Origin of the sequence: Brevibacillus sp. SKDU10 (assembly GCF_001645205.1) — a bacterium.
Taxonomy (GTDB): Bacteria; Bacillota; Bacilli; order Brevibacillales; family Brevibacillaceae; genus Brevibacillus_B; species Brevibacillus_B halotolerans.
In genome coordinates this window covers 63,471-81,965 of record NZ_LSSO01000147.1, presented here as the reverse complement: position 1 = coordinate 81,965, position 18,495 = coordinate 63,471, and the positions used below count along the sequence as shown (strand labels likewise).

Annotated in this window: 16 protein-coding genes; 4 read left to right on the top strand and 12 right to left on the bottom strand. The window is 41.3% G+C overall.

Translation table 11 applies throughout. The annotated features are described in order from the left end of the window. The first annotated feature begins 322 nt into the window (after window positions 1-322). Entirely contained in the window at window positions 323-1,213 is an 891-nt protein-coding gene (locus AYJ08_RS10685; protein ID WP_064017707.1) for a helix-turn-helix domain-containing protein, read from the top strand. Between the two features lie 65 nt (window positions 1,214-1,278). On the opposite strand, the gene AYJ08_RS10680 is transcribed toward AYJ08_RS10685, so the two are convergent. After that, on the bottom strand, window positions 1,279-2,199 hold the full coding sequence (locus tag AYJ08_RS10680; RefSeq protein WP_064017706.1) for a DMT family transporter: 921 nt from the start codon (window positions 2,197-2,199) through the stop codon (window positions 1,279-1,281). 117 nt (window positions 2,200-2,316) lie between these two features. On the opposite strand from AYJ08_RS10680, the gene AYJ08_RS10675 reads away from it, so the two are divergent. Further along, on the top strand, window positions 2,317-3,810 hold the full coding sequence (locus tag AYJ08_RS10675) for an aminotransferase-like domain-containing protein (RefSeq protein ID WP_064017705.1): 1,494 nt from the start codon (window positions 2,317-2,319) through the stop codon (window positions 3,808-3,810). A gap of 252 nt (window positions 3,811-4,062) precedes the next feature. Here AYJ08_RS10675 and AYJ08_RS10670 read toward each other — a convergent pair whose 3' ends face one another. Genes AYJ08_RS10670 through polA form a run of 4 tightly spaced genes read right to left on the bottom strand, consistent with a single transcriptional unit; the run spans window position 4,063 to window position 8,795 of the window. Then, on the bottom strand, window positions 4,063-4,638 hold the full coding sequence (locus AYJ08_RS10670) for a lytic transglycosylase domain-containing protein (RefSeq protein ID WP_064017704.1): 576 nt from the start codon (window positions 4,636-4,638) through the stop codon (window positions 4,063-4,065). Further along, complete coding sequence (gene coaE, locus AYJ08_RS10665) at window positions 4,635-5,237, bottom strand: dephospho-CoA kinase (RefSeq protein ID WP_064017703.1); 603 nt, start codon at window positions 5,235-5,237, stop codon at window positions 4,635-4,637. The genes AYJ08_RS10670 and coaE overlap by 4 nt, the downstream gene beginning before the upstream one ends. Before the next feature lie 27 nt (window positions 5,238-5,264). Further along, window positions 5,265-6,089: a DNA-formamidopyrimidine glycosylase gene (mutM, locus tag AYJ08_RS10660; protein ID WP_064017702.1), complete on the bottom strand. Its 825-nt coding sequence runs from the start codon at window positions 6,087-6,089 to the stop codon at window positions 5,265-5,267. Window positions 6,090-6,101: 12 nt separating this feature from the next. Continuing rightward, window positions 6,102-8,795, bottom strand: a complete 2,694-nt coding sequence (gene polA / locus AYJ08_RS10655; protein ID WP_064017701.1) for a DNA polymerase I — start codon at window positions 8,793-8,795, stop codon at window positions 6,102-6,104. Window positions 8,796-9,045: 250 nt separating this feature from the next. On the opposite strand from polA, the gene AYJ08_RS10650 reads away from it, so the two are divergent. Further along, on the top strand, window positions 9,046-9,954 hold the full coding sequence (locus AYJ08_RS10650; protein ID WP_064017700.1) for a DMT family transporter: 909 nt from the start codon (window positions 9,046-9,048) through the stop codon (window positions 9,952-9,954). Next, window positions 9,941-10,066, top strand: coding sequence for a hypothetical protein (locus AYJ08_RS24750; RefSeq protein WP_255365460.1), 126 nt, complete (start codon window positions 9,941-9,943; stop codon window positions 10,064-10,066). The genes AYJ08_RS10650 and AYJ08_RS24750 overlap by 14 nt, the downstream gene beginning before the upstream one ends. A gap of 48 nt (window positions 10,067-10,114) precedes the next feature. On the opposite strand, the gene AYJ08_RS10645 is transcribed toward AYJ08_RS24750, so the two are convergent. The 7 genes from AYJ08_RS10645 to citZ all read right to left on the bottom strand — a co-directional run bounded on the left by AYJ08_RS10645 (window position 10,115) and on the right by citZ (window position 18,456). Further along, window positions 10,115-10,981 carry a YitT family protein gene (locus AYJ08_RS10645; RefSeq protein WP_031411118.1) on the bottom strand — a complete coding sequence of 289 codons (867 nt, stop codon included), beginning with the start codon at window positions 10,979-10,981 and terminating at the stop codon, window positions 10,115-10,117. Window positions 10,982-11,132: 151 nt separating this feature from the next. Next, window positions 11,133-12,077: a VanW family protein gene (locus AYJ08_RS10640; RefSeq protein ID WP_082890923.1), complete on the bottom strand. Its 945-nt coding sequence runs from the start codon at window positions 12,075-12,077 to the stop codon at window positions 11,133-11,135. Between the two features lie 157 nt (window positions 12,078-12,234). Next, the gene (pnpS, locus tag AYJ08_RS10635) at window positions 12,235-14,013 is read right to left on the bottom strand and encodes a two-component system histidine kinase PnpS (protein ID WP_064017699.1); all 1,779 of its coding nucleotides are present in this window, start codon (window positions 14,011-14,013) and stop codon (window positions 12,235-12,237) included. Window positions 14,014-14,028: 15 nt separating this feature from the next. Then, window positions 14,029-14,727 carry a response regulator transcription factor gene (locus AYJ08_RS10630; RefSeq protein ID WP_003339131.1) on the bottom strand — a complete coding sequence of 233 codons (699 nt, stop codon included), beginning with the start codon at window positions 14,725-14,727 and terminating at the stop codon, window positions 14,029-14,031. Between the two features lie 239 nt (window positions 14,728-14,966). After that, window positions 14,967-15,905: a malate dehydrogenase gene (gene mdh, locus AYJ08_RS10625; RefSeq protein ID WP_031411121.1), complete on the bottom strand. Its 939-nt coding sequence runs from the start codon at window positions 15,903-15,905 to the stop codon at window positions 14,967-14,969. Window positions 15,906-15,933: 28 nt separating this feature from the next. Further along, complete coding sequence (gene icd / locus AYJ08_RS10620) at window positions 15,934-17,217, bottom strand: NADP-dependent isocitrate dehydrogenase (RefSeq protein WP_031411122.1); 1,284 nt, start codon at window positions 17,215-17,217, stop codon at window positions 15,934-15,936. A gap of 126 nt (window positions 17,218-17,343) precedes the next feature. Then, window positions 17,344-18,456: a citrate synthase gene (gene citZ, locus AYJ08_RS10615; RefSeq protein WP_064017698.1), complete on the bottom strand. Its 1,113-nt coding sequence runs from the start codon at window positions 18,454-18,456 to the stop codon at window positions 17,344-17,346. Window positions 18,457-18,495: the final 39 nt, after the last annotated feature.

Below are 18,495 nucleotides of genomic sequence, written 5' to 3'. Positions count from 1 at the left end.
AAACCATGCGCCCAATACGTCCAAACCCATTTATCCCGATTTTAATTGTCATTTTATGTTGACCCTCCCTGAAATAAGTTACTCTAATCACTATTAATAATATATTAAGTATGTCATATTTGACAATGTGTTTTACTTAAAAACAGCAAATTTGGGCAGTTTGCTACATGATCTGCCCAAGCAGTAATAATTAGATATTCCAAAAAAAATGATGCGCGTGATCAAGCAAAGCAATATCCAGAGATTTGATCAAAAGACCGCTGCTATGTTTTGGTAAGCTTTACATATCAAACCGAAAACTTGGAGGGGAGAAGCTTTCCAGATGAATGAACAAGAACTGGCAATCATTCAATCTCTTCACTGTATCGAGGAACAATTATTTGATGAAATCACTGTTTCCGATTTGGCTCGACAAGCTGGCTATTCAGTCGCTCATTTTCATGCTTTATTTCTTAAACACGTAGGATTTCCCCCCTACGAGTACATAAAAAAACGCCGTTTGGCAAAAGCAGTCTCTCTGCTTTGTTCCTCTACTCTAGGCATTTTAGATATTGCAGTTACACTAGGCTTTGAATCACAGGAATCGTTTACTCGCGCCTTCAAAAAGGAATACCTTATGCCACCTGCCATCTATCGCCGCTATATGCAAACACTTTTATTCAAACAGGAGGAGCTTTCTATGAATTCAATCTCTACCGATCTAAAACCCACAGGTTGGATGCTACAAGGTACCAATCCTGGAGCCTATGAGATGGGGGTGGATTATAATAGCATTCACCACGGTACATGTTCAGGCTATCTTCGTTCGAAACAACCTCATCCAGAAGGATTTGGCACGATGATGCAAATGTTTCAGGCACACAAATACCTAGGTAAGCGCATGCAATTAACAGGATTTATTCAAACAAAGTCTGTGACAGGCTCGGCAGGCTTTTGGATGAGAGTGGATGGAAGTGAGGAAGAGATATTACAGTTTGATAATATGAGTAATCGTCCTATTCAAGGGACAACGGAATGGAATATGTATCGAATCGTATTGGATGTCCCTGCTCATAGTGAAGCGATTGCATTTGGCGCATTCCTACAGGGCGGTGGTCAGATTTGGGTGGATAGTCTTCGTTTTGAGGAAGTAGATGTAAAAACACCTGTAACGCACCTAGAGACCTCGCCTGAATTGCCTGGTGAGCCTATTAATCTACTGTTTGAGGAATAAGAGAAGGGCAAACACGCTGACTCATGTTTAGCGGTTTGCCCTTTTTTTCCTATCAGGATGCTTTTTTACGTCAATAGCTTTTCTTTTGGATTACGAATCAATTGTCGTAATGTATCTACGTTCACCAAAATAATTCCCACTATAATGGTGATCACCCCCAGAAGCGTTACATAAGTAACTTCTTCTCCGTATAAATAAGTCCCTAAGCCCAATGCCAGCAAAGGCGATATATACAACCATGTTGCCGGAAAAACAGGATTCGTTTTAGCAACCAGCCAGTAAAAAAAAGTACTGCCCATCATCGAACCAGCTACAGTCAAATACAGTATGGAACCGATCCCCTCTGTCGTCAGAATCGTACGAAAGTTGATTGTACTCCATTCAGTTATAAGCGATAAAACGAATAGCATAGCTCCTCCGTGCATCATTTGTGCCGCATTCAAGGCTATAGGAGAAGTATCCGTAAAACGTTGAATAACAATTTTAGAATATATCGCACCTGAAGCATAAAATAATTGACCTAACATGATGAGCAAACAACTGCTGATCCATAATAGGTTTATTTCAAAGGAAATATTCGGTGATACCAGAAAAATGACACCTACCAAACCAATAAAGCAGCCCCATAGAGCTTTTCTAGAAGCCTTGGTGTGTAACAAATAGGTTTGGATCAATAAAATCATAATGGGGCCGGTTGCAGATAAAATCGCCGCAATACCGGATGTAACAAATTGCTCCGCCCAATATAGCGTTGAAAATGTGCCAAAGGTTAATCCAAGACCAGTCAGCATCATCTCCTTACGCAGCAATAATGACCAGCTCACCTTACCTCTACAAGTTAGCCAGGTCAGCAAAATGAGACCAGCTAGAAAAAAGCGAATTCCTGCTGAAAAAAAGGGAGGCGCACCTGCGTCCATTCCAACCTTTATAGCCAGAAATGTCGTCCCATAAATGATACACATACTCACATAATTGAAAATAATCATTGCCTCTCTGCCTCCTTTTCCTCATCATAAAGGGAGAAGAACAGAACAGATTTTAAAAAATAGAACAGATGCTTCGAAATACAGGCAGGAAGGAAACTGCAAGTAGGGGGAAATGTTATGGAGAGAGATACAGAAAGCAGTAAAGATCAATCTCATTTCTCATTAGAAGAAAGCTTTGAAAAAACGGATCGTTCAGGTCGGCTCTTTGAACAGGTATATGATTATGTTGTCGACCGTATCAAACGCAGGGAATGGGCCGAACATGACAGACTTCCCTCTATTCGACAGCTTGCGAACGAGTTACAGGTGCATCGTCTTACTGTTTTTAAGGCATACCAATTGTTAAAAAAGGATCAGCTTATCTATGTAAAAGATAAATCGGGGTATTATGTTCATCCAGCATCCGCTCTACCACCGCAGTCTATACAGAAGCAGTCCTTAGAACATCATACTCGAACTCATTTTTCTATCTCCATTCAAAAGAATCATTTGGCCGAGGTTCATAGTATTCCCGTTACTTATCAATTTTCTCAAGCATTGATTGATCCTAACCTGCTGCCTAACTACTATTTTTCTATGCATGTAAAAAAAGTGTTTGATTTGTATCCAAAGGTATTAGGAACCTATGCACCTGTTCAAGGAGATGAGGAATTACGTGCAACACTTGCTGCGTACTTTTCTCTACAGCATCGCTTCCACCTATCCTCCGATGAACTCATGATTACCTCTGGCGCACAGCAGGCCTTGGCTCTAGTGGCTAAAGTATTTCTTAAACCAAGAGACGTCGTTATGATGGAATGCCCTACTTATAGCGCGGCCATTGATTTTTTTCGTCAGCAGGGAGCTCAGATTATCTCGGTGGATATCCATCCCAATGGCTTTGATTTAGAGCAAGTAGAGAAAGTAATGAGGCAAGCGAAGCCTCGACTCTTTTATGTAAATCCAACCTTTCATAATCCTACAGGCTATACTGTTCCTGCAAGACAACGCAAGCGCCTTGTAGAGCTTGCCGAACAGTATCACTGCATGCTTGTCGAGGATGATGCGTTTCACGATATCTATTTTGATCAAGAGCCCCCGCAACCCCTGTTTACCTACGACACTGAGGGGGTAGTTTTGTATATTCGTAGTTTCAGTAAATATGTAGCACCAGGTCTACGTATTGCTGCTTTAGCCAGTCGACAGTCCCTCATGAGTAATCTGTTAATTGCGAAATCATTTATTGATAATGGGACACCCTTACTAAATCAGAAAATTTTTTCACATTACTTCCTATCTCCACGTTTTCAAAAGCATCTCGCAAAACTACGTATTGCCTTGGAAATCAGAAAAGAAATCATGGAAAGTGAATTAAAGGGAAGCGGCTGGAGATGGACTACACCAACAGGAGGTCTTAATTTATGGCTTGAGCTTCCTGAACACGTCCATACAAATACTCTTCTCGCAAAAAGCATCGACAAATCCGTTTCCTTTGTCCCTGGCTCAATCTGTGATCCAGAACAAGCTATGCAACGGTGGTTACGATTGAGCTACTCCTATATGAATGAACAGCAAATCCGAATTGGTATGAAACGTCTGCTAGAACAATTTTATAGCCTTACTGATTCCTAAAAAGCTTTTCTAGTGTCATGAGCTCTTGCTTTATCTTATCCTCAGCTTGCATCTCTATGGCATATAGCAGTTCGTGAAAGACTGCGTGTTTACTGTAATACTCATCCATACGAGTAAAAAAGCCTTTATCCGCTTAAGGTATTGATCATCAAAAGCGGAATTTCTTGTTGAATCCATCTATAGAAGTCCATGTATAACACCCTTCTCCTGCTGTTCAATCCAATCACAAAACAGCTCCCTGACAGATTACCATCAGGGAGCAAGATTAGGAAAGCTATTCTCGTATACCTCTTTATAACGATCTTCATAATATAAAACACGTTGGACATAATGACGGGTCTCCCCAAACGGGATATCGGAGATCGTTTCACGAGTCCCTTCCCATTGCTTATTATGCAACCAATTTTTCACATTACCTTGTCCTGCATTATAAGCAGCCAATGCAAGTACTTCATTCCCTTTAAACATTTGTAACAAATAAGCTAGATACCAGGTACCTAAATTAATGTTAGTTGCAGGATGTTCCAAATCAGCAGGATACAGCATCTCTAGCTTCCCCTGAGACTGTATCCATTCTGCTGTGTTTGGCATTAATTGCATTAAACCGACTGCTCCTTTTTTCGAAACCAAATCCGGCTTAAATTTAGATTCGGACCGAATGACAGCAAGCACAAGGTATGGATTTACTTCGTATTTCTTACTCACTAACCGAATTTGTTCCTCATATTTGATCGGGTACATTAGTTTCCAAACAAAGGAGGAGTTTAGCAGCAGATAGATGATCATCAAAACGGAAAACAAGAGAATAGCTGAGCGTAGCGTTTTCATGGGATTATCTCCGCAAGCAAGCTAGTTACCAAATCATCCACCTGCTTCTGAGTGTCTGAGCGGCTACCTTGGTTATCGATTACATAATTAGCTAATTTACGCTTTTCTTCAATATTCATTTGGGCTCGCAAACGCTTTTTCGCCTGCTCCTCATCAAATTCATCCCGCTCCATTAACCGTATAAACTGTACGGATTCTGGTACGTAAACAACCACAACTCTGTCTACCATATAGGTAAGCTTGCTTTCATACAATAATGGTATGTCCATAAAGACAAGCCGCTCCCCGCGTTCCTGTGCCAGAGTAGCTTGCAGACGCATTTCCTTGCGTACTTCTGGATGAACGATTTCATTTAAAACCATTCGTTTTTCTCTATCACTAAAGATAATTTCCCCTAGCACTGCACGATTTAAGACACCTGTCTCATCCAAAACACTCGTACCAAAGTATTTGACAATCCCTTTGTAGGCTGGCTTGCCCACCTCTACCACTTCTCGGGCAATAAGATCCGCGTCGATAACGGTGACTCCCCGTTCACGCAGCATGGCTGCAACAGTACTTTTCCCGCTCGCAATTCCTCCTGTTAGACCCAAAATCACGCTATCTCCTCCTTCCCGATTAGCGGTCTATTTTTGACAGGATGGGCAAAAGTGCGTTCCGCGTCCTCCTACAACCATTTTCACAATCTCTGTGGAGCAACTTGGACACAGTTCTCCTTTTCTCCCGTACACCTTTAATACTTGTTGGAACATCCCCATTTCACCTTGTCCATTTACATAGGATTTAATAGAGCTTCCTCCAGCATCAATCGCTTCTTGTAGGGTCTGTACAATACTTGTATGCAAAATCTCTATTTGCTGATTCGTCAATGTATTAGCTACCCGTTCTGGATGTATATTTGCTCGGAAGAGAGCCTCGTCCACATAGATATTCCCCAAGCCCACCATAAATTCCTGATTTAATAGCAATGGTTTGATTTTAGTGGTTTTACGCTTTAACATGCTGGAGAGCAAGGCAGGTGTAAAAGCTTCGTCTAAAGGCTCTGGCCCCAGCTTTTTAAGTGGCTCTACCTCTTGTTCCTTACCTAATGGAATAACGTCCATCGTTCCAAATTGACGCACATCCCGATAGCGAAGCTCCGTTCCATCCGTGAAATGAAAAATCACATGCGTATGCTTTTCTATCTCTTCAGAGGATTGATAAACTCCATATCTTCCTTCCATACGCAAATGTGAAATTAATACATCCTGATCGAGGATAAATTTAATAAATTTTGCTCGCCGTTCAACAGCATGAATGGTTTGTCCAACTAAAATGGATTTAAATTGTTCCACATCGGCAGGACGGCGAATAATCCGCGGCAAAAATACGCTTACCCGTTCAATCTTCTTGTTCAGCACTAGTGTTCTCAGCGTGCGAACAACGGTTTCTACCTCTGGTAGTTCTGGCATTAGATGTCCCTCCTACTTGGCGTCATACCAGGTTTTCCCATAATTTACATCTACTCTAAGTGGAACGTCCAGTTTTAGTGCGTTCTCCATCACGTTAGCTACCAACTTTTGCATCGTTTCTAATTCATCCTCTGGAACCTCAAACACCAATTCATCGTGTACCTGAAGAAGCATGCGACTTTTTAGCTGATTCTCAACGAGGGCCTCTTGCATCTGGATCATCGCTAATTTAATAATATCGGCAGCCGTTCCTTGAATAGGAGTGTTCATAGCAGTGCGCTCTGCAAAAGAACGTAGATTAAAGTTTTTACTTGCAATATCTGGTAGATAACGACGGCGGTGCAGTAGTGTCGTCACATAGCCATCCTTCTTTGCCTGATGCTTAATCTCTTCCATGTAATTCTGAACACCTGAAAATACATCAAAATAGCGGGCTATAAATTCAGCCGCTTCCTTACGCGGTATATTTAAATTCTGAGATAAACCAAAATCGCTGATTCCGTAGACAATTCCAAAATTAACAGCCTTCGCTTGGCGGCGCATATTGGAAGTTACCTCGTCTTCGCTTACTCCGAATACGTCCATCGCTGTGCGTGTATGAATGTCCATATTATTTACGAAGGCGTCAATTAGGTTGGGATCCTTCGAAATATGCGCTAAAATTCTCAGCTCGATCTGCGAATAATCAGCAGCGAGGATATAGCAGTTGTCATTTGTCGGCACAAATGCTTTTCTGATTTTACGCCCCTCTTCCAAACGGATCGGGATGTTTTGCAGATTAGGCTCCGTGCTGCTAAGCCGTCCGGTAGCAGTTGTGGCTTGGTTGAAGCGCGTATGCACCCTGCCTGTTTTGCCATGAATCTCTTTTAAAAGACCTTCAATATAAGTAGAACGTAGCTTACCTAATTGACGGTACGTAAGAATATCTATCACGATCGGATACTTTTGCGCCAGCTTCTCTAGCACATCTGCGCTGGTAGAATAGCCTGTCTTCGTTTTCTTCTCAGGCGGAATTCCCATGCGTTCAAACAGAATCTCCCCTAATTGCTTCGGAGAATTTATGTTAAACGTAGTACCTGCCTGCTCATAAATTTTCTCAGTCAACGCCTCTAATTGCTTGTCCAGCTCCTCGCCCATCTGATGAAGCTGCTCCTGATTGATCAGAACACCTATCTCTTCCATATCGGCAAGCACCAGACTAAGTGGCTGTTCAATCTTTGTGTAAAGCTCTGTTAATTGGTTAGCCGTAAGCTCTTCTTTGGCTTGAAGAACACTCTGCCACAAAGCCTGCGCCTTACGCGCTACATGTTCACTAATGAGCTCCATCGACGGTAGGCTTCGCTTTGCCCCTTTGCCATAGATATCCTCATCAGACGCCACCTTGACAGACGAGAATTTGGCAGTAGCATCAGATAGAGTAGGGTTGCTCTCACTAGCATTAATCAAATAGGATGCAAGGAATAAGTCAAAATCAATTCCCTTTATGTCCATTTCATGCCAGCAAAGACCAACTGTTTCACGTTTGCCATCGAAGACCCATTTTTGTTTAGAGGCATCCTGTAGCCAATCCGTAAAGGCTGTCCAGCTTTTAGCCGTTTCATAAGGAATGAATAAAGCTTGTTCTTCTGTAGCTAAACCAAATCCAAGAATTGGCGCATAATGATAGTTCTCTCCATCCATCTCTACCACCAAGCTCATGGGAGAGGTCAATAGAGGCTCATAATCGGCCAATTTTCCTTCTTCGACAACGGTATAAGTAAAAGGCTTGTCTAGTAACGAAGTGTTCCCTGAAGAGCCTTCAGACGCTTCTACACTGCCCTGGCCATAGCTATCTGCAATGCTATTACCACCCTTTACCTTAGATAGTAATGATTTAAATTCCATTTTTTTAAAGAACTCAATTAGCTTATCAGACTCGTATCCTGTAAATTGAGAATCAGCAATACTCATGTCAACTGGTATATCACGCATAATGGTTGCAAGCGATTTACTCATTTTTGCTTGCTCTACATTGTTGCGTAGATTTTCCTGTAGCTTTTTGCCAGACACCTGCTCGATATTAGCTAGCACCTCTTCAACAGAACCGAATTGGTGCAATAATTTAAGTGCCGTTTTCTCCCCTACCCCTGGAACACCTGGAATATTGTCGGAGCTATCCCCCATTAACCCTTTCAGGTCAATGATCTGTTCAGGCTTTAAGCCATATTTTTCAAAGATTTCCTCTGTCGAATACAGCTCGATTTCACTGATCCCTTTTCGCGTAATTGCTGTAGATACATACGGGGACACTAGTTGCAGCATATCTTTATCCCCGGTGATTACGGTCGTTTTGATCTGTTCCTCTTCAGCTCGTAATGTTAACGTTCCGATGATATCGTCAGCTTCATAGCCTTCTAATTCAAATCTTTTTATCGAAAACGCGTCTAATAGCTCGCGAATTAATGGAAATTGCTCGGATAACTCAGAGGGCGTCTTAGCGCGTCCTCCCTTGTACTCTGTATATTCAGAGTGGCGAAATACCACCTTACCTGCATCAAAAGCAACTAGAATATGAGTCGGTTTCATTTCATCGATTACTTTTAGCAGCATGGTCGTAAAACCAAGTACTGCATTCGTGTGAAGTCCCTGTGAGGTGGACAGTAGCGGCAACGCATAAAAGGCACGGTTAGCGATACTATTCCCATCAATCAGCACAAAATGGCTCATGTGCGTCCGACCCCTTTCTGTTAATTCATTACCTTTCATCTTACCACAGGTAGACCTAAAAGAAAAAAGGAAACTGGGCAATCGCTTAACCACGAAGAGTCCGTTTCACATCAGCGTTTCATCACGGTTGTGAGTTGGACCCTCCTCTTGTAAAATAAGGGCAGACTACATATGGTCTGCCAGTGAGTCTAGCTGGTTTTTTCATTTTTTCAATAACGATAACTGTTGTGACTGAGAGGATATTACAATCATGGAGAGACCCATCATACCGCCTTATTTTGCCTTATTTTTAGCTGTTTTAGCCATTTCAACTTCTGCTATCTTTGTTAAGCTATCATCGGCGCCAGCACCAGTCATAGCCACCTATCGCCTGTTGTTTTCCGTTATACTGACCATACCCTTTCTGTTTATAAATAAAGGTACTTGGCGTGAAATCGTTCAATTTAGCAGAAAGCAATGGCTATTAAGTATTCTATCTGGAGGCTTTCTAGCCGCTCATTTCCTGCTCTGGTTTGAATCGCTTCATTATACTTCCATTGCCAGCTCTACGGTGCTTGTAACGCTTCAGCCTCTATTTGCCTTTGTCGGTGGCTATTTTCTCTTTAAGGAACGCCTGAGTAAATTAGCCATGGCTGGTGGTATTTTTGCGATCATGGGTAGCTTTGTTATTGGTTGGGGAGATTTTCGTGTAGGAGGAATGGCTCTATACGGAGATTTACTAGCCTTGCTTGCAGCCTTTGTTGTGACGTTATACTGGTTAATTGGACAGTATCTTCGTCGTGGTATATCATCGACAGCATATAGCTTCGTTGTCTATCTTATCAGTTCTGTCTTTCTACTTGGACATAGTTTATTTTATGGTCATGCACTGACAGGATATCCGCTCGCGGACTGGGGATGGTTTATCTGTTTAGCTTTCTTCCCTACTTTACTTGGCCATTCTATTTTGAATTGGGTCATTAAATGGCTAAATACTACTACCGTTTCCGTAGGGATTCTTTTTGAACCGATTGGCACCTGCATTCTTGCTTATTTGATTTTTGGTGATATCGTTACGTTGCCACAATGGATTGGCGGCTTCATCATTCTGTTCGGAATTTTCCTTTTTATCCGCTTTAACAGGCCAAAGGAGGAACTGAATCAAAATGAAACAACGTAGTTTTTTTAAAGGAATGGGTGAATATATAGCTAACCTTCCCAGATGGGGAAAAGTAATTTGGACGATCGTGCTTGGTTATATGGTCGCTCGAGTGATTCATTTCTTATGGTAGGAATAATAAAAATCCCTTGCTTTTGACAAGGGATTTTTGTTTTTTCGTCTAATGAATATCTTTTTTGGCAAAATTACCACCAGAAACATCTGAAACATGCTCAATGGCGATGAACGCATTGTCGTCAATCTCGTGTATAATAGCACGCAGCTTAGCCACTTCCAAGCGCGTAACAACACAATAGATCATTTGTGTTTCTTCCTTGCTGTATCCACCTCGTGCGTAGACATAAGTTGTACTGCGTCCCAAACGCGCATTAATTGCCTCAGAAATTTCTTCGAATTCTTTCGAAATAATCGTTACTGATTTAGATTCATTTAAGCCCTCTACGACAATATCAATCAATTTAAAGGCTATATAATAGGTAAAAATCGAATACATAGCAGAATCCCATTCAAAGACAAAGCCAGCCATGATAAAAATAAAGAAATTGATAAACATGATAAGCTGCCCAACAGGAACTCTAGTTTTTCTAGATAGCAGGATCGCAACGATTTCTGTTCCATCTAATGTACCCCCAAAACGGATAACTAGACCTACACCCACCCCAAGAATGACACCACCAAACAAAACGGCGAGCATTTTTTCATTCGTAAATGCGGGTACATGATGGAGCATGGAAGTCGTTAACGACATGATTGCGATTCCGTACAGAGTAGAAATAGCAAAGGTTTTACCGATTTGCTTAAAGCCAATAATCAAAAACGGTAAGTTGAAGAAGAAGAGAAATAATCCCAATGGTAAATTGGTAATGGAGGACATCATAATGGAGATACCAGCAATTCCTCCGTCAATCACTTTATTAGGAACAAGGAACAGCTCCAGTGATACAGCCATCATAATGGCTCCAATGGTAATAAAAATAAACTTTAGTAAAAACGAAGATAGGGTCGTTTTTTTGTGTTGCTTAGCCATATGTTCTCATCGCACTCCCTCATTCTTGTGTATCGTCTCTAGTAGAAACCTAGTAATAATGATAGAAATATTTATAGTTGATTGCAACTTTTTTCATATATATATTATACTTTGGTTATAATTTATACCTTATAAGGGAGTGCACATTTCCTTAGTGTAATGGCAGTTTTGGCTGTGATTTACTACTTTCATTGTCCAATGGCTGGTCAGTTTCTTCCGGCAATCGCTTACGAACGGTAGGTACCTCACGCGGATCATAATCTAAATCTGAGAAAGAAAATATCCGAACAACCACCATGCCATTACTAGCTCTTGCTCGAATCAGGATTGGGTATGCGTAGCGATTTTGAAAACGAAAATCGGGACCATACCAGCTAACCGTCGCGTCTCTGCCCGGAGGTACATAAGCAACATTACGGCTATGGGCATAACGCTGTAAAATTTTTAAACCCGACTTGTCCACAGCATTATATAAAGTAGAAGAAACCTGACAAATTCCCCCGCCAATCCCTTCCGATAATTCTCCCCGAACAATTACTGGAGCAGGTAAATATCCCTTGTTTGTGGTTCTTTCTCCTACTGTTTGATTAAAAGAAAACGTTTCTCCAGGAAACAACACCACATTGTCGATGGATTTGCTAGAGAGGGCAATATTACTAGCTCGATTCTTATTGCGAGGATTATAGTAAGTAACATAAGCACCAATCTGTTTTTGTGAAACTTCTTTCAATAATGAAGCATCTACTTTAGGTAAAACCGTAAGAGTAGGAATTTGTAATTGAGTTTGTTGATTGGTATAAAAATAAGAAATAAATAATTCCATAAAGGCTTGACGATTTAAACGCTGGCCATGTTTTTCTGGGATGATTTTCTCACGTTCATCCCATTTGGCATTTATTGGAGAACGATATACCTGCTTCTCAAGCCTTGACATGTACGCTTCCAGTTTAGAAACATCCAGAATAGGAATATGTGTAAATGGAAGAGTAAATGCTTTTCGGTCTATTGAGACGACATCCTGTTTCATCTTTTGAACAACTGGTATATTTCCTTGTAATTGTAAAACCAGCATCAAGCCTGCCATCAGACTAATCACAGAATCCTTCACCTCCCTTTTGTAGTATGAACAAGAGGTGATTATTTCACTCGATGACTAATGCTTAGGAAATCTTTTTTCGTACAGGAAATCTTTACAGTAAAAATAGAGTGCTACAGCTCTAATGGCGGTTTGGCACTCTATTTCATTCCATTAATTATGAGATTGGATTGTCCAAGGGTAAGATAACCGAAAACACAGAGCCAACACCCTCCGTACTTCTTACAGTAATTGATCCATGTAAAGACTCACATATGTGCTTCACAATAGCTAAGCCTAAACCAGTCCCACCAGAATCACGTGATCGAGCTTTATCAACACGATAGAACCGCTCAAAAATCCGTCCAAGATCATCCTCTGGAATCCCTATGCCCGTATCTGCAACATCCAGGTAAAGATAATCCTCATCCCTTCTCAGTTCAATCGTGATGTTCCCGCCCTCTGGTGTATAAGCTATCGCATTTGCCAGCAGGTTAAGCAAAATCTGCTGCAAGCAATCCTTATCAGCGCGCAGCATAATTCCTTGATCGGCAGGCAAAATGAGCTTAAGCTCTTTTCGCTGCAGTTGTTCTCGAAGCAAGACTGCTGTTTCTTCTATGAGCCGGTGCATCTCTACCTCAGTGTAAGTCAGTGTTATTCGTTTTTGCTCAATTTTAGATAAATCTAAAATGTCACTAATTAATCGAAAAAGACGTTCACTCTCGTCATAAATAATTTGCAAAAAGTGCCTGCTAATCTCTTCATCCTTAAGTGCTCCGTCTAATAAGGTTTCCGTGAAGCCTTTAATAGAGGTAATAGGTGTGCGTAGTTCATGGGAAACATTCGCGACGAAATCACTGCGCATCTTTTCTAATCGGCGGATATCTGTAATGTCATTTAGCACTGCCAGAACACCTTTAATTTCACCACGGTAGTTCACATAAGGAGAAAAGTCCGCATAGATCATCCGCTCTGTTGGATAAAAAATATGAATTTCATCCCGTTTGCGTTCCCCCGTGCGCATGACATCATCAATATGCTTACTAAAGCCGTAATTATGACCTGCTTCAAAATGTAATTTCCCTACTAATTCAGAACTGGATATGTTCAACATTTTTTCAACCGCATTATTTATAAGCTCAATTCGCCCATTCTCGGCGATTAAAATCACGCCACTAGGCATCGTCGCCAGCACTCCTGTTAAGCGTTGCTGATTCTCCGATATTTGATACATCTGTTGTTCCAAACTAGACGCCATAAAATTAATCGCTGTTGCTAATTGACCTAGTTCATCGCGAGGCTTAATTTTGACGCGACTCTCGTACTGACGCTGCGTAATATTTCTTGCTACCCGAATAATCTCTTCAATTGGCTTTGTAATGCCATGGGAGATGCGTGAACTGACAATGCTACCGATAATCAAAGTAATTACAAGTCCCATGACCAAACTAAACCACATCTGATGAACAGATTGAGTAATGGTCTGCATGGACATAGCGGAACGAACCGCCCCAACGACTTGTCCTGTCCTATTATCCTTCAATGGCACAGCCACATAGATCATCTGCTGATGTAGAGTATCACTTTCCCGATGAGCGATTCCTACCTGACCCCTGAGGGCCGCTTCGATCTCTGGCCGATGAGCATGATTTTTCAGCTTTTGGTCTACACCTGAGGTATCAGCCATTACTACTCCCAAAGGATCAACAACAGTAATACGCACCTCCATAGATTCAGTAAAGTGCTGAATTTGGGCTTCTAAACGCTCCTGCTGAGTTAATATTTTTGGATCAATGATCGTTTCAGAGATAAATAAGGCTTCTTTTCTTAAAAGATCATATTGCATCTGTAGATAGGATCGCTCCATAACTTTCCCAATAAATATCCCGATTACAATAAGAACAAGCGAAATTAAGCTTAGTATTGTAAAGGTAAGCTTCAGGCGAAATCGATTCACTGTACCCTCCCTGACCTAGCCTTCTAATTTATAGCCGAGACCACGCACCGTTTTAATATAGCGTGGGTTTTTGGTATCCTGCTCCAACTTTTCTCGCAAATGGCTGACATGTACATCTACAATTCGAGAATCACCTACAAAATCATAATTCCATACTGCATTAAGCAATTGGTCACGTGTTAAAACACGTCCAACATTACTTGCAAGGTATTGAAGCAACTCAAATTCTTTCGGAGTCAGCTCCACCTTCTCATCACGGAGGAAGACCTCATATTTTTCTGGATAGATCACGATTTCTCCAAATGAGTACTGACGCTCTTCTTCTTTTTCCTGATCTGGTTCTGGCTTAGCATTAAAACGGCGCAAAATAGCTTTGACTCGTGCGACAACTTCTCTAGGGCTAAAGGGCTTTGTAATATAATCATCTGCTCCCAATTCGAGCCCTAAAATTTTGTCCAGCTCATCCTCTTTTGCCGTCAAGATAAGGATAGGAGTATTGATTCGTTCCTGACGAAGTGTTTTGCAGACATCTAGACCATCCATATATGGAAGCATTAGGTCTAAGATGATAAAATCTGGCTTCTCTTCACGCGCCATTGTTAACGCCTGTTTGCCGTCAAAAGCGGTAATTACCTCATAGCCCGCCTTTTCCAAATTAAATTGAATCAATTTAGAAATAGATACCTCATCTTCTACTACCAAAATCTTCGTCACTTATGCTTCCCCCTATATGTAATTCTCAACTTATCTCTTCTGTAGTATTGCCTTTATGCTTTGTATTCTAGGCTTGTAATCTCAGTCTGACAGATGACATTTAGCGGTGCAAGTAATTTTCTTGTAAAGATTTGGTTTTCTTCCTGTAAGGATTTATGGATGGCGCAGTGGTGGGATAGATAGCGGTTACAAACAAAAAGGAGAGCAACGATGGCTCTCCTTTTTAGTCATACTTTTTTCTATTGAAGAACTTTCATGACATTGCGAACAGCGTCAGCGGATTTTTCCAAAGCTGCTTTTTCGTCTTCTGTCAATTCTAGTTCATAGATTTTTTCGATACCATCTTTACCAAGCAGGGTTGGTACACCTAGGTATAGATCTTGGTAACCATATTCGCCTTGCAATAAAGCAATAGATGGAAGAATGCGTTTTTTGTCTTTTAGGATTGCTTCTGCCATTTGAACAATAGAAGCAGCCGGTGCATAGTAAGCGGAACCATTGCCTAACAAGCTAACAATTTCACCGCCACCTTTACGGGTGCGTTCCACGATTGCATCAAGACGATCTTTTGGAATTAATGTTTCTAGTGGGATACCACCAGCATAGGAATAACGAACAAGTGGAACCATGTCATCACCGTGTCCACCTAGTACGAAGCCTGTTACGTCTTCTACAGATACGTTCAATTCTTCAGCAACGAATGTACGGAAACGAGCTGTATCTAGGACACCTGATTGACCAATAACACGCTCTTTAGGGAAACCAGATGCTTTGTAGAATGTGTAAGTCATTGCATCAACTGGGTTAGACAATATGATAACAGTTGAGTTTGGAGCATAGATTTTTACGTTTTCTGCTACTGATTTCATGATACCAGCATTCGTATTTACCAAGTCATCACGGGACATACCAGGTTTACGAGCGATACCAGCAGTAATGATAACCATATCAGCACCTTGGATATCCGCATAGTTAGCAGTACCTGTGATTTTTGAATCAAAGCCTAGTACAGGGGAAGATTCCATCATGTCTAATGCTTTTCCTTTTGTAGGATTCTCTAATTGAGGGATATCAACAAGAACAACATCACCCAATTCCTTTTGAGCTAGGATAAAAGCTGTTGTTGCACCTGTGAAACCACTACCGATGACTGCGATTTTTTTGCGTTGAAAAGACATGTAATAGACCTCCTCAAGTTTTCGATTCCTAAAGATTTTTGATTAAGGCATCTGCAAATTCAGATGTTTTCAGTTCTTTTGCACCATCCATCAGACGGGCAAAATCATACGTAACTTCTTTAGATGAAATTGTTTTTTCCATTGCTGCTATCAACAGATCAGCTGCTTCATTCCAACCTAAATGACGAAGCATCATTTCACCAGACAGGATTACAGAAGATGGATTTACTTTATCAAGACCAGCATATTTTGGAGCTGTACCATGGGTTGCTTCAAAAATAGCATGACCTGTCAAATAGTTGATGTTGGCACCAGGGGCGATACCAATGCCTCCAACTTGTGCAGCCAGTGCGTCGGAAATGTAGTCACCATTTAGGTTCAATGTAGCTACTACATCATATTCTGCTGGACGAGTCAAGATTTGTTGCAAGAAAGCGTCTGCAATCACATCTTTTACGATTAGCTTGCCTGCTGCTTCTGCTTCTTTTTGAGCTTGATCGGCATCTTTTCCTTCCGCTTTTAAACGGTCGTACTGTGCCCATGTAAATACTTTATCACCATATTCCGCTTCAGCAACTTCATAACCCCAGTTTTTGAATGCGCCTTCGGTAAATTTCATAATATTGCCTTTGTGAACAAGGGTTACAGATTTACGGTTGTTTTCTAAAGCATACTCAATTGCAGCGCGAACTAAACGTTCTGTACCGTCTTTGGAAACAGGCTTAATGCCAATACCAGAAGATTCTGGGAAGCGAATTTTCTTTACGCCCATTTCGCTTTGTAAGAATTGAATAACTTTTTTAACTTCATCGGACCCCTCAGCCCATTCGACACCAGCATAGATGTCTTCAGTATTTTCACGGAAGATCACCATGTCAGTAAGCTCTGGGTGTTTAACAGGAGATGGTACTCCATCGAAGTATTGAACAGGGCGTACGCAAGCATACAGATCAAGCTCTTGACGCAATGCCACGTTGATAGATCGAATTCCACCTCCAACTGGAGTTGTTAAAGGTCCTTTAATTGCGATCAGATATTCACGAATTGCTGTTAATGTATCTTCAGGCAGCCACTCACCATATTGATTAAATGCTTTTTCACCAGCAAATACTTCAAACCACGCGATTTTTTTCTCGCCTTTATATGCTTTTTCTACCACTGCATCTAAAACGCGAACAGATGCATTCCAAATATCAGGTCCAGTTCCGTCCCCTTCAATAAAAGGAATGATTGGATTGTTAGGTACAACCATTTTGCCATTATCTACGGTGATTTTTTCTCCATGTGTTGGTGCAGAAAGATTTTTAAACAAAGGAACCCCTCCATGTTTTTATAATCTGATCTCTTTTTATAATACATGAAAATCCTGCCAAAGGACATGCCTAGAACCACCAAATCTCACACGATTGGCAGTTCCAGAATTTTCATTGCAAGTGAACTATCTTTGATCAATCGGTATAAAGTGTTGATTTACTGGCCCAATATAGTCTGCACGCGGGCGAATTAAGCGATTATTTTCATATTGCTCCATGATGTGAGCCGTCCAGCCAGACATACGGCTGATCGCAAAAATAGGAGTAAATAAGTCAATAGCTAAACCAAGTGATACGTAAACCGAAGCAGAATAGAAGTCTACGTTAGGCTTTAATCCTTTTTCACCTGTAACCATCTCTTCAATCTTCACTGACATTTCGTACAATTCTGTTTTGCCTTGTTGTTCAGTCAATTCTTTAGACATACGACGCAACCACTTTGCACGCGGATCGCCATCTTTATAAACACGATGACCAAAGCCCATGATTTTTTCCTTATTATCCAAAGCCTGACGAATAAAAGGAACGACTCTGTTTACAGATCCGATTTTTTCTAGCATAGTGGCAACAGCTTCATTAGCTCCTCCATGTAATGGGCCTTTCAAGGTTCCAATCGCTGATACCACACCAGAATAAATGTCTGTTAGGGTAGCAACTGTCACGCGTGCTGAAAATGTAGAAGCATTAAATTCATGGTCGGCATGTAAAATTAATGCCGTATCAAATGCTTTTACTGCCGTATCAGATGGTTCTTCTCCGCTTAGCATGTACAGGAAATTTTTAGCAACGGAATACTCCTCTCTAGGTGCAATTGGTTCCAATCCCTTACGAAGACGGTCATATGCCGCAACGATAGTGGGCGTCTGAGCGGTTAGTCGGATTGACTTGCGATAATTTGCTTCCTTTGACATTTCCTGTGCCTCTTTGTCGTAGAGCGCTAGCGAAGAGACAGCTGTGCGCAATGCCGCCATAGAGTGAACGCCTTCGGGAAAATTACGAATGCTTTCAATAAGCTCTTGAGGGATTTGGGCGTTTGCTCCTAATTCCTTCTGGAAGGCTTCCAGCTGATCGCGCTTCGGTAGGGCTCCATGCCAAAGTAGATATACCACTTCTTCAAAGGTAGCGTTTTCAGCTAATTCATCAACATTAATACCTCTATAGCACAACACGCCATCAATGATTGAACAGACTGCCGATTGAGCAGCAACAACACCTTCTAAACCTTTAGTAGCTGTCATATGCGTCTCTCCTTTTCTGTATAGGTTTAAATGCTATTT